Annotated in this window: 18 protein-coding genes, 1 tRNA gene and 1 pseudogene; 9 read left to right on the forward strand and 11 right to left on the reverse strand. The window is 63.7% G+C overall.

The annotated features are described in order from the left end of the window. Positions 1–61 precede the first annotated feature (61 nt). The 9 genes and pseudogenes from AVCA_RS09115 to ccoN all read right to left on the reverse strand — a co-directional run. Positions 62–742 (reverse strand): annotated as a pseudogene (locus AVCA_RS09115) (sulfite exporter TauE/SafE family protein); the annotation flags it as partial. Continuing rightward, positions 735–956 carry a cbb3-type cytochrome oxidase assembly protein CcoS gene (ccoS, locus tag AVCA_RS09120; RefSeq protein ID WP_012700610.1) on the reverse strand — a complete coding sequence of 74 codons (222 nt, stop codon included), beginning with the start codon at positions 954–956 and terminating at the stop codon, positions 735–737. The pseudogene AVCA_RS09115 and the gene ccoS, both read right to left, overlap by 8 nt. 25 nt (positions 957–981) lie before the next feature. Further along, positions 982–3,384, reverse strand: coding sequence for a heavy metal translocating P-type ATPase (locus AVCA_RS09125; protein ID WP_012700611.1), 2,403 nt, complete (start codon positions 3,382–3,384; stop codon positions 982–984). Positions 3,385–3,456: 72 nt separating this feature from the next. Next, entirely contained in the window at positions 3,457–3,960 is a 504-nt protein-coding gene (locus tag AVCA_RS09130; protein ID WP_012700612.1) for a FixH family protein, read from the reverse strand. A gap of 12 nt (positions 3,961–3,972) precedes the next feature. Further along, on the reverse strand, positions 3,973–5,385 hold the full coding sequence (ccoG, locus tag AVCA_RS09135) for a cytochrome c oxidase accessory protein CcoG (RefSeq protein WP_012700613.1): 1,413 nt from the start codon (positions 5,383–5,385) through the stop codon (positions 3,973–3,975). Positions 5,386–5,514: 129 nt separating this feature from the next. Further along, positions 5,515–6,435 carry a cytochrome-c oxidase, cbb3-type subunit III gene (ccoP, locus tag AVCA_RS09140; RefSeq protein WP_012700614.1) on the reverse strand — a complete coding sequence of 307 codons (921 nt, stop codon included), beginning with the start codon at positions 6,433–6,435 and terminating at the stop codon, positions 5,515–5,517. Continuing rightward, positions 6,432–6,617: a CcoQ/FixQ family Cbb3-type cytochrome c oxidase assembly chaperone gene (locus AVCA_RS09145; protein WP_012700615.1), complete on the reverse strand. Its 186-nt coding sequence runs from the start codon at positions 6,615–6,617 to the stop codon at positions 6,432–6,434. Before AVCA_RS09145 ends, ccoP begins: the two co-directional genes overlap by 4 nt. A gap of 6 nt (positions 6,618–6,623) precedes the next feature. Then, positions 6,624–7,232: a cytochrome-c oxidase, cbb3-type subunit II gene (ccoO, locus tag AVCA_RS09150; RefSeq protein WP_012700616.1), complete on the reverse strand. Its 609-nt coding sequence runs from the start codon at positions 7,230–7,232 to the stop codon at positions 6,624–6,626. Next, positions 7,229–8,671 carry a cytochrome-c oxidase, cbb3-type subunit I gene (gene ccoN, locus AVCA_RS09155; RefSeq protein WP_012700617.1) on the reverse strand — a complete coding sequence of 481 codons (1,443 nt, stop codon included), beginning with the start codon at positions 8,669–8,671 and terminating at the stop codon, positions 7,229–7,231. The genes ccoO and ccoN overlap by 4 nt, the downstream gene beginning before the upstream one ends. 364 nt (positions 8,672–9,035) lie before the next feature. Here ccoN and AVCA_RS09160 point away from each other — a divergent pair, with 364 nt between their 5' ends. Then, positions 9,036–9,737, forward strand: coding sequence for an alpha/beta family hydrolase (locus tag AVCA_RS09160; protein ID WP_175555914.1), 702 nt, complete (start codon positions 9,036–9,038; stop codon positions 9,735–9,737). A 934-nt stretch (positions 9,738–10,671) separates the two neighbouring features. Beyond that, the gene (locus AVCA_RS09165) at positions 10,672–10,899 is read left to right on the forward strand and encodes a hypothetical protein (protein ID WP_012700619.1); all 228 of its coding nucleotides are present in this window, start codon (positions 10,672–10,674) and stop codon (positions 10,897–10,899) included. Here AVCA_RS09165 and acnA read toward each other — a convergent pair. Further along, positions 10,896–13,583 (reverse strand): aconitate hydratase AcnA, encoded by a 2,688-nt coding sequence (gene acnA / locus AVCA_RS09170; RefSeq protein WP_012700620.1) that lies wholly within the window; start codon positions 13,581–13,583, stop codon positions 10,896–10,898. The two genes, AVCA_RS09165 and acnA, sit on opposite strands and share 4 nt — an antisense overlap. A gap of 177 nt (positions 13,584–13,760) precedes the next feature. On the opposite strand from acnA, the gene rlmM reads away from it, so the two are divergent. The 4 genes from rlmM to AVCA_RS09190 all read left to right on the forward strand — a co-directional run bounded on the left by rlmM (position 13,761) and on the right by AVCA_RS09190 (position 15,855). After that, positions 13,761–14,822, forward strand: a complete 1,062-nt coding sequence (gene rlmM / locus AVCA_RS09175) for a 23S rRNA (cytidine(2498)-2'-O)-methyltransferase RlmM (RefSeq protein ID WP_012700621.1) — start codon at positions 13,761–13,763, stop codon at positions 14,820–14,822. Positions 14,823–14,874: 52 nt separating this feature from the next. Next, positions 14,875–15,132 (forward strand): sulfurtransferase TusA, encoded by a 258-nt coding sequence (gene tusA, locus AVCA_RS09180; protein WP_012700622.1) that lies wholly within the window; start codon positions 14,875–14,877, stop codon positions 15,130–15,132. A gap of 171 nt (positions 15,133–15,303) precedes the next feature. Next, positions 15,304–15,636, forward strand: a complete 333-nt coding sequence (locus tag AVCA_RS09185) for a ComEA family DNA-binding protein (RefSeq protein ID WP_012700623.1) — start codon at positions 15,304–15,306, stop codon at positions 15,634–15,636. A 143-nt stretch (positions 15,637–15,779) separates the two neighbouring features. After that, positions 15,780–15,855 (forward strand) — tRNA-Asn (locus AVCA_RS09190). Between the two features lie 105 nt (positions 15,856–15,960). Here AVCA_RS09190 and AVCA_RS09195 read toward each other — a convergent pair. Further along, the gene (locus AVCA_RS09195) at positions 15,961–17,157 is read right to left on the reverse strand and encodes an amino acid aminotransferase (protein ID WP_012700624.1); all 1,197 of its coding nucleotides are present in this window, start codon (positions 17,155–17,157) and stop codon (positions 15,961–15,963) included. Positions 17,158–17,454: 297 nt separating this feature from the next. Here AVCA_RS09195 and uvrB point away from each other — a divergent pair, with 297 nt between their 5' ends. From uvrB to AVCA_RS09210, 3 genes are all read left to right on the forward strand, one after another. Beyond that, entirely contained in the window at positions 17,455–19,464 is a 2,010-nt protein-coding gene (gene uvrB / locus AVCA_RS09200) for an excinuclease ABC subunit UvrB (RefSeq protein WP_012700625.1), read from the forward strand. Positions 19,465–19,550: 86 nt separating this feature from the next. Continuing rightward, positions 19,551–21,032 (forward strand): glutamate--tRNA ligase, encoded by a 1,482-nt coding sequence (gene gltX / locus AVCA_RS09205; protein WP_012700626.1) that lies wholly within the window; start codon positions 19,551–19,553, stop codon positions 21,030–21,032. A 318-nt stretch (positions 21,033–21,350) separates the two neighbouring features. Continuing rightward, on the forward strand, positions 21,351–22,475 hold the full coding sequence (locus AVCA_RS09210; protein WP_175555919.1) for a mechanosensitive ion channel family protein: 1,125 nt from the start codon (positions 21,351–21,353) through the stop codon (positions 22,473–22,475). Positions 22,476–22,507 lie beyond the last annotated feature (32 nt).

Raw genomic sequence — 22,507 nt, forward strand, 5'->3', positions numbered from 1 at the left:
CGCCACCGGGCCGACAGGCCGTGTTGGTCGTGGCGCTCGCCCGATGTGCGGCATGCCCCTGATGTCCCGTCAGCCATGTCTGGTGCGGACCGGGAAGGGTCCAGAAACCGAACAGGATCACCAGCAGGCCGCTGGCGATGCGTACATGCTTCTGGCGGAGCCAGGCGGTCAGGCGCTCGGCCGCCAACCCGGTGGCGAGTAGCATCGGCCAGGTACCGAGGCCGAAGGCAAGCATCAGCAGGGTGCTATCCAGGGCATTACCCTGGCTCGCTGCCCAGAGCAGGGTACTGTAAACCAGTCCGCAGGGCAGCCAGCCCCATACTGCGCCGAGCAGCAGGGCGCGGGGCAGGCTGTCGACCGGCAGCAGGCGGGAGGCGACCGGCTGGAGATGTCGCCAGAATCGCTGGCCGAGGGCTTCGATACGGGTCAGCCCGCTCCACCAGCCGGCCAGATAAAACCCCATGACGATCAACAGCAGGGCCGCGATGAGGCGCAGAGCCAGGGCTGCCGGGCTGTTGGCCAGGGCCCAGCCGCCCAGACCGATCAGCAGGCCGGCAGCGGCATAGCTGAGGATTCGCCCAAGGTTGTAGGCGAGCAGCAAGCGCAGGCGACGGCCCCGTTGCTCGGGGGGGATCGCCAGCGTCAGAGCCCCCATCAGACCGCCGCACATGCCCAGGCAATGCCCTCCACCGAGCAGGCCCAGGATCGTGGCCGAGAAGAGCAACGGAACCAACTCAGACACGAGGGGCGTCCTCGTCCTGCCTGGGGGACCTGTCCGTACGCTCCGCCTCGGCCAGCCCGGCCTTGTGCGAGGGGTCTTCATCGTCGAAAAGGATGGTATGAGCCGGGCTGTCGAGGTCATCGTACTGGCCGTTGTCGATGGCCCAGAAAAGCAGCCAGATGGCCAGGGCGATCACTATTACCGCGACCGGAATCATTACATAGAGCGCAGCCATGTCGTGCTCCCGCTGTACTGGCGGCTCAGGAGCCGCGGGTCAGCCGCAAGGCGTTCAGGACCACCAGGAGGGAGCTCAGCGACATTCCGATCGCGGCCCAGAGGGGGGTGATCCAGCCGAGTGCGGCAAAGGGCAGAATCAGGCCATTGTACAGGCCGGCCCAGGTCAGGTTCTCGATGATGATGCGGCGCGTCCGGTGTGCGAGGTCGAAGGCCCGTACCAGCGCCTCCAGCCGGTTGGACAGCAGAACGGCATCGGCGCTGGTCTTCGCCAGATCGGTGGCCGAGCCCATCGCCACGCTGATATCCGCGCCAGCTAGCACTGGAACATCATTCACCCCGTCGCCGAGCATCAGGACGCGATGCCCTTCGGCATGCAATTGCCTGAGCACGGCGAGTTTATCGTTCGGGGTCAGGCCGCCGCAGGCATCTTCGATACCCAGTTGTCCGGCGACCTCGGCAACCATTGGCGAGCTGTCGCCGGAGAGCAGCAGGGTACGCCAGCCACGCGCACGACAGGCATCGAGCAGAGTGGCGGCGTCTTCGCGCAGACGGTCGTCGAGCACCAGCCAAGCCAGTGGTCCCTGCCTGTCGCCCAGCAGTAGCCATTGGCCCCGTTCGCCGGGAATCGGCGGAGCCGCTTGGCCCTGGAGCGCGGCGACGAAGGCGGGCTGGCCGATGCGTAGCAGCCGCCCTTGGACGACTCCCTCCAGTCCCTGCCCGGGAATGACATCGACCCGCTCGGCAGCCTGAGGTGCACGGCCGAAGGCACGGGCGATCGGATGCTCGGAGCGGTTCTCCAGGGCGGCGGCCAGCGCCAGGCAAGCATCGCTGTCCAGTTCGCCCAGAGGATGCACGGCGCTCAGGGCAAGACGTCCTTCGGTGAGGGTGCCGGTCTTGTCGAAGATCACCGTGTCTATGCCGTTCAGACCTTCCAGCACATGCCCGCGGGTCAGCAGCAGGCCTTGCCGGTGCAGGGCACCGGTGGCCGCGGTGAGAGCTGTGGGAGTGGCCAGCGACAAGGCGCAGGGGCAGGTGGCGACGAGCAGGGCGAGCACGACCCAGAAGGCTCGCTCCGGATCGATCTGCCACCAGATCAGGCCTACTGCCATGGCTAGGCCCAGCATGGCGAGCAGGAACCACTGTGCCACTCGATCGGCCAGTTCGGCGAGTCGGGGCTTGTCGGCCTGGGCGCGTTCGAGCAGGCGCACGATCGAAGAGAGACGAGTGTCGTCGCCCAGGGCCTGGACTTCGACGGTCAACGGGCTCTCCACGTTCAGGGTTCCTGCGGTGACGGCATCGCCCGGAGCACGGGGTTGTGGCAGGTATTCGCCGGTCAGCAGCGATTCGTCGACACTGGATTGCCCTGCGACGACACGGCCGTCGGCCGGTAGCAGGCTACCCGGCTGCACCAGCACGAGATCGCCCTGCCTGAGTTCCCGGAGCAGAACGCGTTCGCTGTGTCCTTTGTCATCGAAGCGCAGACAGGAAGGAGGCAGCAGGTTGACCAGTTGAGCCGTGGCCGCGGCGGTACGTTCGCGGGCACGGCGCTCGAGAAAGCGCCCGGCGAGAAGAAACAGGGCGAACATGCCGGCTGCGTCGAAATAGAGTTCTCCCTGGCCGGTCAGGGTCGACCAGATACCGGCCGCATAGGCGCCGCCGATCGCCAGGCTGACGGAGACGTCCATGGTCAGGTGGCGCGTGCGCAGGTCGCGCCAGGCGCCCCTGAAGAAGTCGCTGCTGCTATAGAAGACGATCGGCGTGGTGAGGATCAGGCTGATCCAGCGAAGGATCTTGTCCATCCCCGCCGAGAGGTCGAGGTTGAATTCCGGCCAGGTGGCCATGGTGGCCATCATTACCTGGAACCACAGCAGGCCGGCGACGCCCATCTGCCTCAAGGCGCGACGATTTTCCCGGGCCAGTTGCTCGGCGGCCCGGTCCGGCTGATAAGGATGGGCGGCATAGCCGATCTGGCGCAGCGCTTCGAGCAGGCGACTCAGTGGCAGCCGGCGGGCATCCCACTGCACGTGCAGGCGGTGGTTCGACAGATTGAGACCGGCATCGGCCACGCCGTCCAGGCTGCGCAGGTGTTTCTCGATCAGCCAACCGCAGGCGGCGCAACTGACGCCTTCGATCAACAGGCAGGCAGTGCTCAGCTCGCCATCGTGCCGGACGAAGGGCTGCTGTACATCGGGGCGATCATAGAGTGCCAGCTCCTCGCCCAGCGCCTGAGGTAGCGCTTCGGGGTTGGCGGCATTTTCGCTACGGTGTTTGTAATAGCTCTCCAGGCCGCTGGCGACGATCGCTTCGGCCACGGCCTGGCAACCCGGGCAACACATCGCACGGGACTCGTCCAGTACGCGAGCCTGGAAGTGGCTGCCGGCGGGGACTGGCAGGCCACAGTGGTAGCAGGGGGTGAGAGTGGCCATGGAGGGTGCCGAATGCGAGATGGATGATTGACGCCTGGGTGGGTCGACGGCAGGACCCGCCGTCGACTTCTTTCAATCGCCCAGTTCGAGGGCGACGCCGGTTTCGAGGGTTTTCTCCTCGAACAGGCGCCAATCCTTTTCGCCTTCCCGGCCGAGGATCTCGACGAAGCGGCGTCCTTGCACCGCATCCTGCATCTGGCCCCGATAGAGGTCACCGGTCTGCGGTTGCAGCACGATTCGGCGGTCCTTCTCCTCCTGGGTCGGCGAGATCAGGTTGAGCACCAGTTGCTGGGGGTGGCTGTTGCCGGTCAGCCGAATCTCGGCGATACCATCCGCCTCATGGAGCTCGAGCCGGGCCTGCACGCCCAGGCGGCGAGCGAGGTGCTCTCGCTCCAGCGAGGTGTTGATTCCCTTGCCGGCATCATAGTAGTTGTCTACCACCAGGCTATCCGCCTCGCGGATGGAAATCACCAGCAGGCTGGTGCCCAGCACCACCGAGCAGAGGAGGATCGCGATGACGAACCAAGCCCAGAACTGCTTGTACCAGCGGCTGGTTTCACTGTTTATCGGATGCATGCGTTACCCTGGCTAGCGGACGCTGGGACCTATGAAGCGACTGTCGGCGTCTTGGTGAATGCTCGGGTCGTCGGCGGACCGTATCCGGAAAACGATGTCGTTGGTGCTCGAGGGCAGCTTGTCCGGATCGATGGACAGTTCCACCGGGATCGACAGAATTTCTCCGGCGCTGGCCCGCACTTCGCGCTGGCCTTCATAGATGAGACCGTCGAGGCCCTTGGCGTCGATCACGAAGGTGAGGTCGCGCTGGGCCTTGTTCATCACTTTCAGGATATAGACGTTCTCGATGCGGCCATCGTTGTTCTCGCGATAGAGCACCCGGTCCTTCAGCACATCCAGTTCGACCAGCGAGCGATTGGAAACGGCGTATCCGAACACGCTTGTCATGGCGACCAGCGCGATGGCATAGCCGATCAGGCGTGGGCGCAGCAGGCGGGTCTCCTCGCCGGACAGCCTGTGCTCGGTCGTGTAGCTGATCAGGCCTTTCGGATAATTCATCTTTGCCATGATGGAGTCGCAGGCATCGATACAGGCAGCACAGCCAATGCACTCGAACTGCAGGCCATCACGGATATCGATTCCGGTGGGACACACCTGGACGCACATGGTGCAGTCGATGCAGTCGCCCAGACCCTGGGCCTTGTAGTCGATGTTTTTCTTGCGGGGGCCGCGCTGCTCGCCACGGTTCGGATCATAGGAGACGATCAGCGTGTCCTTGTCGAACATCACGCTCTGGAAACGGGCATAGGGGCACATGTGGACGCACACCTGCTCCCGGAGGAAACCGGCGTTGCCATAGGTGGCCAGGGTGAAGAAGGCAATCCAGAACAGGGCCCAGCCCCCGACATCGAGGCTCAGCAGATCGGGCAGCAACTGGCGGATGGGGGTGAAGTAGCCGACGAAGGTGATTGCGGTGAGCAGGGCGACTCCCAGCCAGATGCCGTGCTTGGCCACCTTGCGCAGGAGTTTCTGTCCGTTCAGCGGGGCCTTGTCCAGTTTCATGCGCTGGTTACGGTCCCCTTCGGTGACCTTTTCCGCCCACATGTAGACCCAGGTGAAAACGCTTTGCGGGCAGGTATAACCACACCAGATACGTCCGGCGAAGACGGTGACGAAGAACAGGCCGAAGGCACAAATGATGAGTAGCCAGGACAGGAGCATGAAGTCCTGGGGCCAGAATGTGGCGCCGAAGATGTAGAACTTGCGTTCCGGCAGGTCCCACCAGACGGCTTGGTGACCGTCCCAGTTCAGCCAGACGGTACCGAAAAAGAGAATGAAGAGCGCCAGACCACCGGTACGTCGCAGGTTGCGGTACAGGCCGGTGAAGGCACGGGTATAGATTTTTTCACGTTGGACATAGAGATCGACGCTGTCGCTGCCTTTGTCCTCTGGAGTGACGTCTCGGGCGGGGATTTGCTCGCTCATCAATGCTTACCACGGCGTTGGAAGGTGACCCGGCCGATACGAGGGCGGCCGGGAACAGTTTACCTTCTGGTAGATTGTAGGCCTGGCGAGTCGGATGCAGGTGCGACCGCTGGTCGCACCTGCAGGCGATCATTTCTCCGTGGCTTTGTTCGACAGGCTATACACGTAGGCGGCTACCAGGTGTGCCTTGTCGTTGCCCAGAAAGTCCTTGTGGGCTGGCATGTTGCCGTTGCGTCCATGGCGCAGGGTCTGCTGGACCTGGGCGAAGCTGGAGCCGTAGAGCCATACGCGGTCGGTCAGGTTGGGAGCACCCATGGCATGGACTCCCTTGCCCTCGGGGCCATGGCAGACCACACAGTTGGTCTGGAAGATCTTCTGGCCTTCGGCCAGGTCGACTTCCACGCCTTCCGGGGCCTTGAGATTGGACAGGCTGCGCACGTAGGCCGCAGTGTTCTTGATACCTTCCTCGCCAATCACGTCTTTCCATGCCGGCATGGCAGCCTTGCGACCCTCCATGATGGTGGTCTTGATGGTTTCCGGCTCACCGCCATACAGCCAGTCGTTGTCCGTCAGGTTGGGGAAGCCGTAGGCGCCCTTGGCATCGGAGCCATGGCACACGGAACAGTTGGAGGCAAAGATGCGTCCCCCCATCTTCAGGGCTTGTTCCTGCTTGGCTACTTCCTCGATCGGCATGGCGGCGTATTTCTGGAACAGCGGACCATATTGCTCGTCGGCCTTGGCCATTTCCTTCTGGTATTGATTGACGCCGGTCCAGCCTTCCTCGTAGCCGGGCAGTACGCCTTTCCAGTTACCCAGACCCGGATAGAGGGCCAGGTAGCCGACCGCGAAGATCACGGTGCCGAGGAACAGCCAGAACCACCACTTGGGCAATGGGTTGTCATACTCCTCGATCCCGTCGAAGGCGTGTCCCATGGTCTGGTCGGTGGTGCCCTTGCGTTCGCCTTTGCGGGTCGCAAAGAGCAACCAGGTAACGGCAACGAGGGTTCCGACGGTAAGTAGAGTGATGTACGAACTCCAGAATGAAGTCATTCGTTCTTGCTCCTAGAAGCTTTATCGTCATGCTTCCCGGATTCGGGCTCGTCGGCGAAGGGCAGGTTGGCTGCTTCGTCGAAGCTCTTTTTGCGTTTGCTGTTGAAAACCCAGATCAGCATTCCCACGAAAGCGATCAACACCAAAGCGGTGCCCAGTCCGCGAAGAGTCCCGATATCCATGATGCGTTACCGTTTGGTTTTGATGGAGGTGCCGAGAATCTGGAGATAGGCCACCAGGGCATCCATTTCGGTCTTGCCCTTGACCGACGCCCGGGCACCGGCGATGTCCTCGTCGGAATAGGGCACGCCGAGGGTGCGCATGGCTTCCATCTTGTCGGCCGTCTTCTCGCCGGTCAGCTTGTTCTCGACCAGCCAGGGATAGGCGGGCATCTTCGATTCCGGCACCACGTTGCGCGGGTTGTAGAGGTGCGCGCGATGCCAGTCGTCGGAGTAGCGGCCACCTACGCGGGCCAGATCGGGACCGGTACGCTTGGAGCCCCAGAGGAACGGATGGTCCCAGACGCTCTCGCCGGCAACCGAGTAGTGGCCATAACGTTCGGTTTCGGCGCGGAACGGGCGAACCATCTGCGAGTGACAGCTGACGCAGCCCTCCTTGATATAGATATCGCGCCCTTCCAGTTGCAGGGCGGTGTAGGGCTTCATGCCCTCTACCGGCTCGTTGACGACGTCCTGGAAAAACAGCGGAACGATCTGGGTCAGCCCACCGATGCTGACGGCGGCGACCATGAACAGACCCAGCAGGCCAATGTTCTTTTCGAGTGTTTCGTGCTTCATTGGTGGGCAACCTCGACGATTCGGGCGGCAGCTTCGTATTCAGTCGACTTGGCGACACGCACGGTACGCCAGGTGTTGTAGGCCATCAGCAACATGCCGACGACGAAGAAGGCACCACCGATCATCCGTACGATGAAGCCCGGATGGCTGGCCTCGAGTGCTTCGACGAAGGAGTAGGTCAGGGTGCCGTCCTGGTTCACCGCGCGCCACATCAGGCCCTGGGTGATGCCGTTGACCCACATGGAGGCGATGTACAGCACGGTACCGATGGTCGCCAGCCAGAAGTGCGCGTTGATCAGGTTGACGCTGTACATTTGCTCGCGACCGAAGACTTTCGGGATCAGGTGGTACAGCGAGCCGATGGACACCATGGCGACCCAGCCGAGGGCGCCGGCATGGACGTGGCCGATGGTCCAGTCGGTGTAGTGGGACAGGGCGTTGACGGTCTTGATGGCCATCATCGGGCCTTCGAAGGTGGACATGCCGTAGAAGGCCAGGGAGACCACCAGGAAACGCAGGATCGGGTCGTTGCGCAGCTTATGCCAGGCGCCGGACAGGGTCATCATGCCGTTGATCATGCCGCCCCAGCTCGGGGCCAGCAGAATGACCGACATCACCATGCCGAGCGATTGCGCCCAGTCCGGCAGCGCGGTGTAGTGCAAATGGTGCGGGCCAGCCCAGATGTAGAGAGTGATCAGGGCCCAGAAGTGGACGATGGAAAGACGGTAGGAATAGACCGGACGCTCGGCCTGCTTGGGCACGAAGTAATACATCATGCCGAGGAAGCCGGTGGTCAGGAAGAAGCCCACGGCGTTGTGGCCGTACCACCACTGGACCATGGCATCGGTAGCGCCGGAATAGAGGGAATAGGACTTGAACCAGGAAACCGGAAGCTCCATGTTGTTGACGATATGCAACATGGCGGTAACGAGAATGAACGCTCCGTAGAACCAGTTGCCTACATAGATGTGCTTGGTCTTGCGCTTGATGACGGTGCCGAAGAAAACCACCGCATAGGTGATCCAGACCACGGCGATCAGGATATCGATCGGCCACTCGAGTTCGGCGTATTCCTTGCTGGTGGTCACGCCCAGCGGCAAGGTAATGACGGCCAGCACGATCACGGCCTGCCATCCCCAGAAAGTGAAGGTGGCCAGACTGTCGGAGATCAGACGCGTATGGCAGGTGCGTTGCACCACGTAGTACGAGGTGGCGAACAGGGCGCAACCACCGAAAGCGAAAATTACCGCATTGGTATGCAGCGGTCGCAGGCGGCCGAAGCTGGTCCATGGCAGGTTCAGGTTCAGTTCCGGCCACACCAGCTGTGCGGCGATGAGGACCCCAAGTGCCATTCCGATGACCCCCCAGATCACCGTCATGATGGCGAACTGGCGGACCACCTTATAGTTATAAGCAGTCTGACTTGATGCTGTGCTCATGCTTAAGGTTTCCACGGTTAATGGAGGTTTTTGGAAATGAAAAACGGCGGCGACCATGCTCGATGGGGAAAACCATAGCAATGCACGAGCCGTCGTGATCTGTGTTCAAAGAGGTCCAGTAAAAGACTCGACCCTGTTTACGGGCAGGCCTGGCCGAGGTGGTTGCTCCGGGAAGGACAGGCCAATGCGGCATTGTCTCAAAACTGTTTCAGAAAGTTTAGGTGGCGGGGCTCCAATCAGGAGGTCGAGCGATCCATGGCGTGGTGCCAGGTCGCACTTCGAGGGGTCTCTGCCCCTCTGTGGCGGGCTATGTGTCATGTTCAGGCTTCACGAGAAAATTGGGCGTTGTTAAAGCGGGGAAAGGATGGTGAATGGGCAAAGTATCTGTATTGACGTAGATCAATGCCCGCAAGACGCTAATGGGATGGGGCGGTGGCTGTGGAGTGGTCCGCCGCCCGCCGAGTCGCATGCCTGCCTGATTCTGGCCCATGGCGCCGGCGCTCCGATGGATAGCGGATTCATGGCGGGCATGGCCGAGCGTCTCGCCGTTCGCGGGATTTCCGTAGTGCGTTTCGAGTTTCCCTACATGGCGGAGCGGCGGTCGGGCGGTGGCAGGCGTCCTCCCGATCCGCAGGCGCGCTTGTTGGATTGTTGGCGTGAAGTGTACTCGCGGTTGCGCCGGGAGGTATCCGGGCCCTTGGCGATCGGCGGCAAGTCGATGGGCGGGCGTATGGCAAGCCTGCTGGCGGATGAGTTGGAAGCCCGGGCTCTCGTCTGTCTGGGTTACCCTTTTCACCCTGCAGGCAGGCCGGACAGGCCGAGAACGGCTCATCTGGCCGAACTCGGGACGCCGACCCTGATCGTTCAGGGAGAGCGTGACGCCCTGGGCAAACGGGACAGAGTGAGAGAATATTCCCTGTCGCCCACGATACGCCTCCATTGGCTGGAAGCCGCCGACCATGACCTGAAGCCACTCAAGGCTTCAGGCTTCACCCACGAGCGTCACCTCGATTCCGCTTCGGATATCGTTGCAGGCTTTCTGCAATCCGTCGGTCGGTTCGTCTGATATCTTTTTGCTACCGTTTTATATTGCCGATATCAGTGGCATATTGCTTTCTCGAGTCTCCAGTTTGAAGTGGCTATTCGCCATACCTGAAGACAAACTGGCTATCATTTTCAATTGGAGGTATCGTTCCGCTTGGGCGATTTGCTGTGCAAGGAGCTTTTCTCCGTGTGTCTGGCTCGGCTCGGTAAAGCCGGCGCGGACATAGTGGAGGAGATGATGTTGTCTGCTGGCATGTTGACGACCAATTGGTTCTGATCTGGCGGATTCGAATTACCTTATATCCGCCCGTCCATGCCCAGTGTCATTTTGCCATGATGATTGTCGCCTGGCGGAACCGAGCGCCAAGCAGGCTTCCGGGATGCGGTGGATGGCCTTGCCGCGTGCGATCGCGAGCTTACCGGGGAGCCAGGACAGGGACCCTCGGAATAACCAGCCCTTGACGGCAGCGGGGCGAAAAGAAAACCGGTTGTATTGCAGTCATGTTATGAGGGCAGGACGTTCGTTGCATGTATGTTTTGAAATAAGCAATGCAATGGAGGCCATATCCAAATTCCTCGCTGTATGGGACTCTTGTTCCAGCGCCAAGTTGCACGGGATTGCAAGAAAGATATGAAAGTCGTGCCACTGCCTGGGTCGCTTTTAGAAGTGGCGGAGTTGATCCGGGGGGCTGACGGACACTTTGTGGAGCACGTGTCCAGCACTGCGGTTGTTTCTTGTGGGGGCATCGAGCAATGCTTTTCGCCCGCCGGAGTAGCAGAACGGATTCGCTGTTGCCTGATTCGATCGGGCGATATGCAAAACAATACGATGTTCAGGAGGCGCTATGGATTGGCATTCAATCCTCAGGAAGAAGAAGGTACGCCGTGTTGTGCCCGTCACGGGGCTGGCTTGCTGCTGGTTATTGTTCAATACGGTCGCGGCGGAAGGAGGGCGCATGGCCCTGAGCGAAAATCCCGTCAAGCAGTGCAAGAGTGTCGGGCTCGTCAATATCGACCTGCTCGGTACAGGTGCCGACCGGCAATGGGCGTCCTATCCGCAATGGGAAGGCGCGGCCTTTAGCGGGACGAATGGGCAACCGGTGCAGGACTTCTATCTGAGCGCCTTCGAAACGGCAGTGCAGCCGACTACCCCTCTGAAAGGGAGACCTGTCTGGCGCTTCTAAGTCGGCGATCCTGCGATCAAATGCCGCAGTACGTATTGCAGAATGCCGCCGGCTTTGAAGTATTCGATTTCGTTGGCCGTGTCGATGCGGCATAGCACCGGAAAGTCGATCCGCGATCCATCCCGGCGCTCGACTTCCACCGTGAGCGATTGGCGTGGTTTCAACCGGTTCCCGGACAGATCGCGGATGCTCAGTCTTTCCGTGCCGTCCAGGCCCAGGCTTTGGCGTGTATGTCCGTCGCTGAACTGCAGCGCCAGTACGCCCATTCCAATCAGGTTGGAGCGGTGGATGCGCTCGAAACTCTCGGCGATCACCGCTTGCACACCGAGCAGCTTGGTACCCTTGGCTGCCCAGTCGCGGCTGGATCCGGTGCCGTATTCCTTGCCGGCGATCACCATCAGCGGCACGCCCTCGGCCTGGTAGCGCATGGCTGCATCGTAGATGGACAGTTTTTCCCCGCTCGGTTGGTGTAGGGTATTGCCGCCTTCCTCGCCTCCCAGCAGTTCGTTTCTGATGCGGATGTTGGCGAAGGTGCCGCGCATCATGACTTCGTGGTTGCCGCGCCGTGAACCATAGGAATTGAAGTCTGCCGGCTGCACGCCGAGCTGCTGAAGGTAAAGCCCGGCCGGAGAGCTGGGCTTGATGCTGCCGGCCGGAGAGATGTGATCGGTGGTGATGGAGTCGCCGAACAACGCCAGGATGCGAGCGTTCTCGATATCCCGGGGAGGCGCCGGGGGTTGGGCGATATCTTCGAAGAAAGGCGGATTGCGGACATAGGTGGATCGGGCATCCCAGTGATAGGTATCTCCGGTCCCGACCGGAATGGCCTGCCAGGCGGCATCGCCGCTGAATACGTCGGCGTAGCGCCTGCGGAACATCTCGCTGTCGATCTGACCGACTGCCGCGGCGATTTCCTCGCTGCTCGGCCAGATGTCGCGCAGATGGACCGGTTGGCCCTGGGTATCGAGGCCGAGCGGCTCGCGGGTCAGATCGATGCGCGTGGTACCGGCGAGGGCGAAGGCCACCACCAGCGGCGGTGAGGCCAGCCAGTTGGCCTTGACCTGCGGGTGCACACGGCCTTCGAAGTTGCGGTTGCCGGACAGCACCGAGGAGACGAGCAGATCGTTGTCGGTGATCGCTTGACCGATGGGCTCCGGCAAGGGACCGGAATTGCCGATGCAGGTGGTGCAGCCGTAGCCGACCAGGTTGAAGCCGAGTTGGTCGAGATAGGGCGTGAGACCGGCTTTTGCCAGATAGTCGGTGACCACCTTGGAGCCGGGCGCCAGCGAACTCTTCACCCAGGGTTGACGCTTGAGACCGCGCTCGACGGCCTTCTTGGCGAGCAGCCCGGCGGCCATCAGTACGCTGGGGTTGGATGTGTTGGTGCAGGAAGTGATGGCGGCGATCACCACGTCCCCATGGTGCAGGTCGCAGGTGCCGTCGCCGACCGGAAAGGCACGGTCGAGTTCGGCCTTGCGCCCGGCGAGGTCCAGCAGCAGGTCGAACTGGGCACCGATGTCTTCCAGGGCGACCCGGTCCTGGGGACGCTTTGGACCGGCCAGGGACGGACGGACCTCGCCCAGGTCGAGCGCCAGGGTGGTTGTGAAGGTGGGCTCCGGGGCCTCGGCGTCGTGCCATAGGCCTTGAGCCTTGCAGTAGGCTTCCACCAGGGCGATGCGCCGCTCGTCGCGACCGCTCAGGCGCAGATAGTCGAGGGTCACCCGGTCGACCGGGAAGAAGCCGCAGGTGGCGCCGTATTCCGGGGCCATGTTGGCGATGGTGGCCCGGTCGGCCAGCGGCAGGTTGGCCAGACCGGGACCATAGAATTCGACGAATCTGCCGACCACCCCTTGCTTGCGCAGGATCTGCGTGACGGTGAGCACCAGATCGGTGGCGGTCACGCCTTCGTTCAACTGGCCGTTGAGACGGAAGCCGACCACTTCGGGGATCAGCATCGACACCGGTTGGCCGAGCATCGCCGCCTCCGCCTCGATTCCGCCGACACCCCAGCCGAGCACGCCGAGACCGTTGATCATGGTGGTGTGCGAGTCGGTACCGACCAGTGTGTCCGGGTAGACCCAGAGCTCCCCGTCTTGCTCGCGGGTCCAGGCCACCTGGGCCAGGTATTCCAGATTGACCTGATGGCAGATGCCGGTACCCGGCGGCACCACGCGGAAATTGGCGAAGGCCTGTTGCCCCCAGCGCAGGAAGGCATAGCGCTCGCCGTTGCGCTCCATCTCCAGGGCGACGTTGTCGGCGAAGGCGCTCGGGTCGGCGAAGTGGTCGACCATCACCGAATGGTCGATCACCAGATCGACCGAGGACAGTGGATTGATCCGCTGCGGATCGGCGCCGGCGCGGGCCACCGCGTCGCGCATGGCGGCCAGGTCGACCACCGCGGGCACCCCGGTGAAGTCCTGCATCAGCACCCGCGCCGGGCGGAAGGCGATCTCCCGCGTGGAGCCGCGCGTCTCGAGCCAGCCGGCCAGGGCGTCGAGGTCGTCGGCGCGCACGCTGACGCCGTCCTCCCAGCGCAGCAGGTTCTCCAGCAGCACCTTGAGCGAAATCGGCAGGCGATCGATATCGCCCAGGTGCTTCGCCGCCTCCGGCAGGCTGAAGTAGTGGTAGGTCTGGCCATCTATATCGAGGCTGCGACGACAGTTCAGGCTATCCAGGGAGGGCATCGGGGTTCTCCGGGAGTGTTCGGCAGGACAGGCTTCTTGCTGGGCTAATGTTCCAAACTAGTTCCGCCGGGCGGGACTCGCCAGTCGAACGGATTGCCGGGAAGCTCCGCTGCCGCCGAATTGGCTATCATGCGCGGCCCTGAGGGCGATCGGATTTCTCGAGGAAAAATGCCGACCATGAACAGCCTGTTGTTGCATTGCCGTCCCGGTTTCGAAGGCGAAGTCTGCGCCGAGATCGGCGAGCACGCCGGACGCCTGAACGTGGCCGGCTATGCCAGGGCCAAGCCGAACAGCGCCCATGCCGAATTCGTCTGCAGCGAGCCGGGCGGCGCCGAGCGACTGATGCGCGAGCTGCGCTTCGCCGGGCTGGTCTTTCCCCGCCAGTGGGCACGTGGCGCTTTCGTCGAGCTGCCCGAGAGCGAGCGCATTGGCGTCCTGCTCGAGCACCTGGCCGCTTACCCGGTCTGCGGCAGCCTCTGGCTGGAGGTGCTGGACAGCAACGAGGGCAAGGAGCTGTCGACCTTCTGCCGCAAGTTCGAGGTGCCGCTGCGCAAGGCGCTGGGCAAGACCGGCAGATTGCTGGACGATCCGCGCCGGCCGCGCCTGCTGCTGACCTTCAGGAGTGGCCGCGAGGTTTTCCTCGGCCTGGCCGAACCGGACAACTCGGCAGCCTGGCCGATGGGCATCCCGCGCCTGAAGTTTCCCCGCGAGGCGCCGAGCCGTTCGACCCTCAAGCTGGAGGAGGCCTGGCACCAGTTCATTCCACGCGAGGCCTGGGATCTGCGTCTCGCGCCGGGGATGAGCGCCGTGGACCTCGGCGCCGCGCCCGGTGGCTGGACCTGGCAACTGGTCAACCGCCATATGAAGGTGACCGCCGTGGATAACGGGCCGATGGCGCAGAGCCTGATGGATTCCGGACTGGTCGAGCACGTTCGCGCCGATGGTTTCGTTTTCCGCCCGCGCCGGCCGGTCGACTGGATGGTCTGCGACATCGTCGAGAAGCCCGCCCGCACGGCCGCCCTGATCGAGACCTGGCTCGGCGAGGGGCTCTGCCGCGAGGCGGTGGTCAACCTCAAGCTGCCGATGAAGCAGCGCCATGCCGAGGTGCGCCGCCTGCTCGAGCGCATCCGCGATGGTCTGAGCGCACGGGGCGCCAAGGTGTCCGTCGCCTGCCGCCAGCTCTACCACGATCGCGAGGAAGTGACCTGTCATCTGTGTCGGCTACCGGCCCCGGCGTGACCCGGACCGCTGCTTCGGCCACAATTTCCCCACCGGTTTTCTGGAGTTAGCCATGTCCCAGCCCGATCCCCTCAGCCTGGCCGTCGACGCCGTTCTCGACGCCACAGGCCTCAACTGCCCCGAGCCGGTGATGCTGTTGCACAACAAGGTCCGTGACCTGGCGGCCGGCGGCCTGCTCAAGGTGATCGCCACCGATCCCTCGACCTGCCGCGACATCCCCAAGTTCTGCATCTTTCTCGGCCATGAACTGCTCGGCCAGCGGGAGGAAAGCGGAACCTACCTGTACTGGATCCGCAAGAAGCTGGAATAGATGGTGTGCCGAGCGTGCCGGGTCGTCCACAAAAGTCCGGCGCCGATTCGCTGGTTCTGTGCAGCCGTTGCGGATTCCACGATCTGGCCGTTCGGTCCGCCCGAGGTGTCCGCTTATCGTGACGTCGCGTGGTCATGGAACCCCGCGCCGAACGACACAAGGAGTGCACCTATGCGCAAGAACCCGTTTTTCACCCTCCTGCTGGCTCTGCTGGCCAGCGTTTCCGTCGCCGCCTCGGCCGCGGAGGCGCCCAAGACCGGGGGGGCCAAGCCCGCCACGGTCCAGCCTGCCCAGCCGGTTGCCACGGTCAAGGTCGATCTCAATGCCGCCGATGCGGCAACGCTCGAGCGCGACCTGCTGGGAATCGGCCCCGCCAAGGCCCAGGCCATCGTCGATTATCGTCAGGCCCACGGGCCTTTCGCATCGGTGGACGAACTGCTGGAGGTCAAGGGAATCGGTGCTGCGATACTGGACAAGAACCGCGATCGCTTGAGCGCCAACTGATCCTGGTGTTGCAGTCGGGCCGGTCTTGCGACCGGCCTTTTCGTGAGCGGCAACGGTCGGCTGCGATTCGTCTCCGGGAGCCTGCCGCCGGTCCTGGGAAGAGTTGACTTTTCTTTCACTATCAGTAGGATACGCACCGTTATTCCGCGATAGCTCAGTCGGTAGAGCAAGTGACTGTTAATCACTGGGTCCCTGGTTCGAGTCCAGGTCGCGGAGCCAGATCGAAGAAAGGCCTGATCGCGAGATCAGGCCTTTCTGCTTTTTCGCGCCGCCGTTCGCTCGCCCCGGCGGCTCTCGCCTGGAGAGCGCGCCGGGCGTGCCGGATCAGAGCACCTGAGCGATGGCCTGGGTGACGCTGGCGATGTTGCGCTGGTTCAGGGCGGCGACGCAGATGCGGCCGGTGGCGACGGCGTAGATGCCGAACTCGGTGCGCAGCCGTTCCACCTGCGCGACGCTGAGACCGGAGTAGGAGAACATGCCACGCTGCCGGGCGACGAAGGAGAAGTCGCGCTTGGCGCCCTGGGCGGCCAGTTGCTCGACCATGGCCTGGCGCATGCTCTGGATGCGGCCGCGCATCTCGGCCAGTTCGCTTTCCCACAGGGCGCGCAGTTCCGGACTGTTGAGCACGCTGGACACCACGCTGGCGCCGTGGGTCGGCGGGTTCGAATAGTTGGTGCGGATCACCCGCTTGATCTGCGACAGCACGCGAGCCGCCTCGTCCTTCGAGGCGGCGACGATGGACAGGGCGCCGACCCGTTCGCCGTAGAGGGAGAAGGACTTGGAGAAGGAGCTGGAGACGAAGAACTGCAGGTCCGAGCCGGCGAACAGGCGAACCGCCGCGGCATCTTCCTCGATGCTGTCGCCGAAGCCCTGGTAGGCGATGTCGAGGAAGGGGACATGGCCGCGTTCGCGGATCGCCTCCAGCACCTGCTTCCAGTCATCGATGGACAGATCGACGCCGGTCGGGTTGTGGCAGCAGGCGTGCAGCAGCACGATGGAGCCGGCCGGCAGGGCCCGGATGTCTTCGAGCATGCCGGCGCGGTTCAGGCCGTGGCCGGCGGCGTCGTAGTAGCGGTAGCTCTGCACGCGGAAGCCGGCGGACTCGAACAGGGCGCGGTGGTTCTCCCAGCTCGGGTCGCTGATGGCGACCACGGCATCCGGCAGCAGGCGCTTGAGGAAGTCGGCGCCGACCTTCAGCGCGCCGGTGCCGCCCAGCGCCTGAGCGGTGACCACACGGCCGTCGGCGAGCAGGGCGGAGTCGTTGCCGAACAGCAGCCTCTGCACCGCCTGGTCGTAGGCACCGATGCCCTCGATCGGCAGGTAGCCGCGCGGTGCATGGGCGGCGATGCGAGCCTTTTCGGCTTCCTCGACGGCGCGCAGCAGGGGAATTCGACCCTCTTCGTTGTAGTAGACGCCGACGCCGAGGTTGACCTTGGTCGGACGGATATCGGCATTGAATGCTTCGGTGAGGCCAAGGATCGGGTCACGCGGTGCCATTTCTACGGCAGAGAACAGGCTCATGGTCGAGGTGCTCGAAGAAAAAAGAAGAGAGTGGAAAGCCGGGCTACTGCTACCTCCGCGCAAGCGAACGGGCCATCGACCGGAGGTGGGCGACGGTATGCGCGGGGGCGTGCAGAATCGGGGCGTTAGTATAGCGGCCAGGCTTGCTGCCTGCGATATGCTGTTTCAGGCTTTTGTGTCAACCATATGTCGAAGATGGCCCCGCCGGCCGGCGCTCGAATGCTCCCGTCAGGCGCATCCGGGCCACATGCAGTTTCCCGGCGAAATCGCCCGCCGGACCCGTCGAGAGAGGTTCCCATGTCCGAATTTCAGCTGGTGACCCGTTTCCAGCCCGCCGGCGACCAGCCCGATGCCATCCGCCAGATGGTCGAGGGGCTGGAGGCCGGCCTGTCGCACCAGACCCTGCTCGGGGTGACCGGCTCCGGCAAGACCTTCAGCATCGCCAACGTGATCGCCAGGGTACAGCGTCCGACCCTGGTGCTGGCGCCCAACAAGACCCTGGCGGCGCAGCTCTACGGCGAGTTCAAGAGCTTCTTTCCGCACAACGCGGTGGAGTACTTCGTTTCCTACTACGACTACTACCAGCCGGAAGCCTATGTGCCGTCCTCCGACACCTACATCGAGAAGGACGCCTCGATCAACGACCACATCGAGCAGATGCGCCTGTCGGCGACCAAGGCGCTGATGGAGCGGCCGGACGCGATCATCGTCGCCACCGTCTCGTCGATCTACGGCCTGGGCGATCCGGCCAGCTACCTGAAGATGGTGCTGCACATCGACCGCGGCGACCGACTCGACCAGCGCGCCCTGCTGCGCCGCCTGGCCGACCTGCAGTACACCCGCAACGACCTGGACTTCGCCCGCGCCACCTTCCGCGTGCGTGGCGACGTGATCGACGTCTTCCCCGCCGAATCCGAGCTGGAGGCGATCCGCATCGAGCTGTTCGACGACGAGGTGGAGAGTCTGGCCGCCTTCGATCCCTTGACCGGCGAGGTGATCCGCAAGCTGCCGCGCTTCACCTTCTACCCCAAGAGCCACTACGTCACCCCGCGCGAGACGCTGCTGGAAGCGGTGGAGCAGATCAAGGCCGAACTCAAGGAGCGCCTGGAGCACCTGCGCGAGCGCGGCAAGCTGGTGGAGGCGCAGCGCCTGGAACAGCGCACCCGCTTCGACCTGGAGATGATCCTCGAACTGGGCTACTGCAACGGCATCGAGAACTACTCCCGCTACCTCTCCGGCCGTGCGCCGGGGCTGCCGCCGCCGACCCTCTACGACTACCTGCCGGACAACGCGCTGATGGTGATCGACGAATCCCACGTCACCGTCCCGCAGGTCGGCGCCATGTACAAGGGCGACCGTTCGCGCAAGGAGACCCTGGTGGAATACGGCTTCCGCCTGCCGTCGGCGCTGGACAACCGGCCGATGCGCTTCGACGAATGGGAGCGCATCGCCCCGCAGACCATCTTCGTCTCGGCGACCCCCGGCCCCTACGAAGCCGAGCACGCCGGACGGGTGATCGAACAGGTGGTGCGCCCCACCGGGCTGGTCGACCCCGAGCTGGAGGTGCGCCCGGCGCTGACCCAGGTGGACGACCTGCTGTCGGAGATCCGCAAGCGCGTCGCCGTCGAGGAGCGCGTGCTGGTCACCACCCTGACCAAGCGCATGGCCGAGGACCTCACCGATTACCTCGGCGACCACGACGTGCGGGTGCGCTACCTGCACTCGGACATCGACACCGTGGAGCGCGTGGAGATCATCCGCGACCTGCGCAGCGGCGCCTTCGACGTGCTGGTGGGCATCAATCTGCTGCGCGAGGGGCTGGATATGCCCGAAGTATCGCTGGTGACGATTCTCGACGCGGACAAGGAAGGTTTCCTGCGCAGCGAACGCTCGCTGATCCAGACCATCGGCCGCGCCGCGCGCAACCTCAACGGCAAGGCGATTCTCTACGCCGACAGCATCACCGGTTCGATGCGGCGCGCCATCGACGAGACCGAGCGGCGCCGGGCCAAGCAGATCGCCTTCAACGAAACCCACGGCATCGTGCCCAGGGGCGTCAAGAAGGACATCCAGGACATCCTCGAAGGCGCCGTGGTGCCCGGTGCGCGCGGTCGCAAGCGGGTGGCCAGGGCGGCGGAGGAGAGCGGCCAGTACGCCGCCGAGCTGCGCTCGCCGAGCGAGATCGACAAGCGCATCCGTCAGCTCGAGGAGAAGATGTACGCCTTGGCCCGCGATCTGGAGTTCGAGGCCGCGGCGCGGCTGCGCGACGAGATCCAGGCGCTGCGCGAGCGGCGGCTGCAGGTCTGACGCGGACCTGCTGGAGCCGCCGGCTGCGCGCCTGCTAACATGCGCGCCCTTCATCTTTTTGTCCGTTCCTCTGTCCGGGAGCCCGCATGACCACCGTCCGCACCCGCATCGCGCCGTCGCCCACCGGCGATCCGCACGTCGGCACCGCCTACATCGCCCTGTTCAACCTGTGTTTCGCCCGTCAGCACGGCGGCCAGTTCATCCTGCGCATCGAGGACACCGACCAGTTGCGCTCGACCCGCGAATCGGAGCAGCAGATCTACGACGCCCTGCGCTGGCTGGGCATCGAATGGGACGAGGGCCCGGACGTCGGCGGCCCACACGGGCCGTACCGGCAGAGCGAGCGCGGCGAGATCTATAAAAAGTATTCGGACGAACTGGTCGCCAAGGGCCATGCCTTCCCCTGTTTCTGCAGCGCCGAGCGGCTCGACGAGGTGCGCGCGCGGCAGATGGCCAACAAGGAAACCCCGCGCTACGACGGCCACTGCGTGCATATCGCCGCGGAGGAGGCGCAGCGCCGCATCGCCGCCGGCGAATCCCACGTGGTGCGCATGAAGGTGCCGAGCGAGGGCGTCTGCACGGTACCGGACCTGCTGCGCGGCGACGTGGAGATTCCCTGGGACCGCATGGACATGCAGGTGCTGATGAAGGCCGACGGCCTGCCCACCTACTTCCTCGCCAACGTGGTCGACGACCACCTGATGGGCATCACCCACGTGCTGCGCGGCGAGGAGTGGCTGCCCTCGGCGCCCAAGCTGATCAAGCTCTACGAGTACTTCGGCTGGGAGCAGCCCAGGCTGGTGTACATGCCGCTGCTGCGCAATCCGGACAAGAGCAAGCTGTCCAAGCGCAAGAACCCCACCTCGATCACCTTCTACCAGCGCATGGGCTTTTTGCCCGAGGCGATGCTCAACTACCTGGGCCGCATGGGCTGGTCGATGCCCGACGAGCGCGAGAAGTTCACCCTGGCGGAGATGATCGAGCACTTCGACATCCAGCGCGTCTCCCTCGGCGGGCCGATCTTCGACATGGAGAAGCTTTCCTGGCTGAACGGCCAGTGGCTGCGCGAACTGCCGGTCGAGGCATTCGCCGCCGAGGTGCGCAAATGGGCGTTCAATCCCGAGTACCTGATGAAGATCGCCCCGCACGTGCAGAGCCGGGTGGAAACCTTCAGCCAGATCGCCCCGCTGGCCAGTTTCTTCTTCGCCGGCGGCGTACCGCTGGACGCCCGCTTGTTCGAGCACAAGAAACTCTCGGCCGAGCAGGTCCGCCAGTTGCTGCAACTGATCCTCTGGAAGCTGGAAGCCCTGCGCCAGTGGAACAAGGACAACATCACCGCGATCATCCAGAAGACCAGCGAGCACCTCGGCTACAAGCTGCGCGATGCCATGCCGCTGATCTTCCCAGCGATCACCGGCCAGGCCAGTTCGGTGTCGGTGCTGGACGCCATGGAAATCCTCGGCGCCGACCTGACCCGCTTCCGTCTGCGCCAGGCCATCGAGCTACTCGGCGGTGTTTCGAAGAAGGAAAACAAGGAATGGGAGAAGCTGCTGGCCGAGATTCCCTGATCGTTCCCGCCTGAGCCAGGCGTCGGGCCGAGCCGGCCCGTGCGCCTTGGGCCATGCGCTCCGGGCTGTGTGCCTGGGCTGCGCGCCTCGAGCTACGTGCCCCGGGCTACGCGCCCCGGTCTTTCCAGCAGGAGAGGCCGGGGTTTTTCGTTTCCCGCCTCGACGCTCGCCCGGGTTGCCGGGGCCGTGCCCAGCTGCCGGAAGGGGGAACTTCCGGGATCAGCGGTCACCGAAAAAAGAACGACGCTTTTTTCCTATCTGATCGCCTTGCTCGGAGGATTCCACGCCATGAATTGGACGGAGCTGAATTGGCAAGAGCTGGACTGGCAAACCCTGCTGAACGAAAGCCTCTGGACGAATCTCGCCCTGCTGCTGGCCGTGACCCTGGCCAGCTACTGGCTGCTGCGCGGCATCCTCGGCATCGTCGGCCGCAGGATGCGGACGCTGGCGGCGCGGGGGCGGTTCTACGGTTTCATCGCGGAAATGCTCGCGCATACCAGCCGCCTGCTGGTCTTCGCCTTCTCGCTGCTCATCGGCCTGAAGGTGGCGGAACTGTCGCCGCGCTGGGAGGACATGCTGTCCCATGGCTGGTTCATCGCCCTGGCTTTCCAACTGGCGCTGTGGCTCGACACCGGCATCCGCCTGTGGATGGACAGCCTGGCGCACAACGGCAGGGTGCGCAATCCGGTGACCACGGCGATCATCGGCATCATCTTCCGTGTCTTGATCTGGGCGATGATGCTGTTGTCGATCCTCGCCAACCTCGGGGTGAACATCACCGCCATGGTCGCCAGCCTGGGGATCGGCGGCATCGCCATCGCCCTGGCGGTGCAGACGGTGCTCGGCGATATCCTCGCCTCGCTGTCGATCGGCATGGACAAGCCCTTCGAGGTCGGCGATTTCGTGGTCTTCGGCGATGTGGCCGGGACCATCGAGCACATCGGCATGAAAACCACCCGCATCCGCAGCCTGAGCGGCGAGCAGATCGTCTGTGCCAACTCCGACATGCTGACCAGGACCCTGCACAACTACAAGCGCATGGACAGCCGGCGGATCCAGTTCAAGTTCGGCATCGCCTACAACACGCAGGTGGAGAAGGTACGCGAGGTCGCGGCGCTGGTCCGGCGGATCATCCAGGGGATCGAGGGCACCCGTTTCGACCGCGCGCATTTTCTGTCCTTCGATGAAAGCCAACTGACCTTCGAGGTGGTCTACATCGTGCTCAGCGCGGACTACAACCGTTACATGGACATCCAGCAGGAGATCAACCTAGGTCTGCTGCAGGGCCTGCGCGAGATGCAGGTGCGGTTCGCCTTTCCCATGCGCAGCATCGAGTTCGTCGGGGGCGTCCTGCCGCAGGTCACCGTGGGCGGACCGCCCTCGGGCAAGCCTGCCGCCAACAACGGTGTCGTCCAGAGGGACGGGAGAGGGCAGCGGCAATGAGGCATGGAGGGGGCCAAGCCCGTGGCGCCCTG

Origin of the sequence: Azotobacter vinelandii CA (assembly GCF_000380335.1) — a bacterium.
In the GTDB taxonomy this organism is placed as follows: Bacteria; Pseudomonadota; Gammaproteobacteria; order Pseudomonadales; family Pseudomonadaceae; genus Azotobacter; species Azotobacter vinelandii.

Excerpts from the sequence above, each read along its gene's own strand:
- ccoS (WP_012700610.1), bottom strand. The coding sequence starts at position 956 with ATGGCTGCGCTCTATGTAATGATTCCGGTCGCGGTAATAGTGATCGCC.
- AVCA_RS09125 (WP_012700611.1), bottom strand. The coding sequence starts at position 3,384 with ATGGCCACTCTCACCCCCTGCTACCACTGTGGCCTGCCAGTCCCCGCC.
- AVCA_RS09130 (WP_012700612.1), bottom strand. The coding sequence starts at position 3,960 with ATGCATCCGATAAACAGTGAAACCAGCCGCTGGTACAAGCAGTTCTGG.
- ccoG (WP_012700613.1), bottom strand. The coding sequence starts at position 5,385 with ATGAGCGAGCAAATCCCCGCCCGAGACGTCACTCCAGAGGACAAAGGC.
- ccoP (WP_012700614.1), bottom strand. The coding sequence starts at position 6,435 with ATGACTTCATTCTGGAGTTCGTACATCACTCTACTTACCGTCGGAACC.
- AVCA_RS09145 (WP_012700615.1), bottom strand. The coding sequence starts at position 6,617 with ATGGATATCGGGACTCTTCGCGGACTGGGCACCGCTTTGGTGTTGATC.
- ccoO (WP_012700616.1), bottom strand. The coding sequence starts at position 7,232 with ATGAAGCACGAAACACTCGAAAAGAACATTGGCCTGCTGGGTCTGTTC.
- ccoN (WP_012700617.1), bottom strand. The coding sequence starts at position 8,671 with ATGAGCACAGCATCAAGTCAGACTGCTTATAACTATAAGGTGGTCCGC.
- AVCA_RS09160 (WP_175555914.1), top strand. The coding sequence starts at position 9,036 with ATGGTGAATGGGCAAAGTATCTGTATTGACGTAGATCAATGCCCGCAA.
- AVCA_RS09165 (WP_012700619.1), top strand. The coding sequence starts at position 10,672 with ATGGCCCTGAGCGAAAATCCCGTCAAGCAGTGCAAGAGTGTCGGGCTC.
- acnA (WP_012700620.1), bottom strand. The coding sequence starts at position 13,583 with ATGCCCTCCCTGGATAGCCTGAACTGTCGTCGCAGCCTCGATATAGAT.
- rlmM (WP_012700621.1), top strand. The coding sequence starts at position 13,761 with ATGAACAGCCTGTTGTTGCATTGCCGTCCCGGTTTCGAAGGCGAAGTC.
- tusA (WP_012700622.1), top strand. The coding sequence starts at position 14,875 with ATGTCCCAGCCCGATCCCCTCAGCCTGGCCGTCGACGCCGTTCTCGAC.
- AVCA_RS09185 (WP_012700623.1), top strand. The coding sequence starts at position 15,304 with ATGCGCAAGAACCCGTTTTTCACCCTCCTGCTGGCTCTGCTGGCCAGC.
- AVCA_RS09195 (WP_012700624.1), bottom strand. The coding sequence starts at position 17,157 with ATGAGCCTGTTCTCTGCCGTAGAAATGGCACCGCGTGACCCGATCCTT.
- uvrB (WP_012700625.1), top strand. The coding sequence starts at position 17,455 with ATGTCCGAATTTCAGCTGGTGACCCGTTTCCAGCCCGCCGGCGACCAG.
- gltX (WP_012700626.1), top strand. The coding sequence starts at position 19,551 with ATGACCACCGTCCGCACCCGCATCGCGCCGTCGCCCACCGGCGATCCG.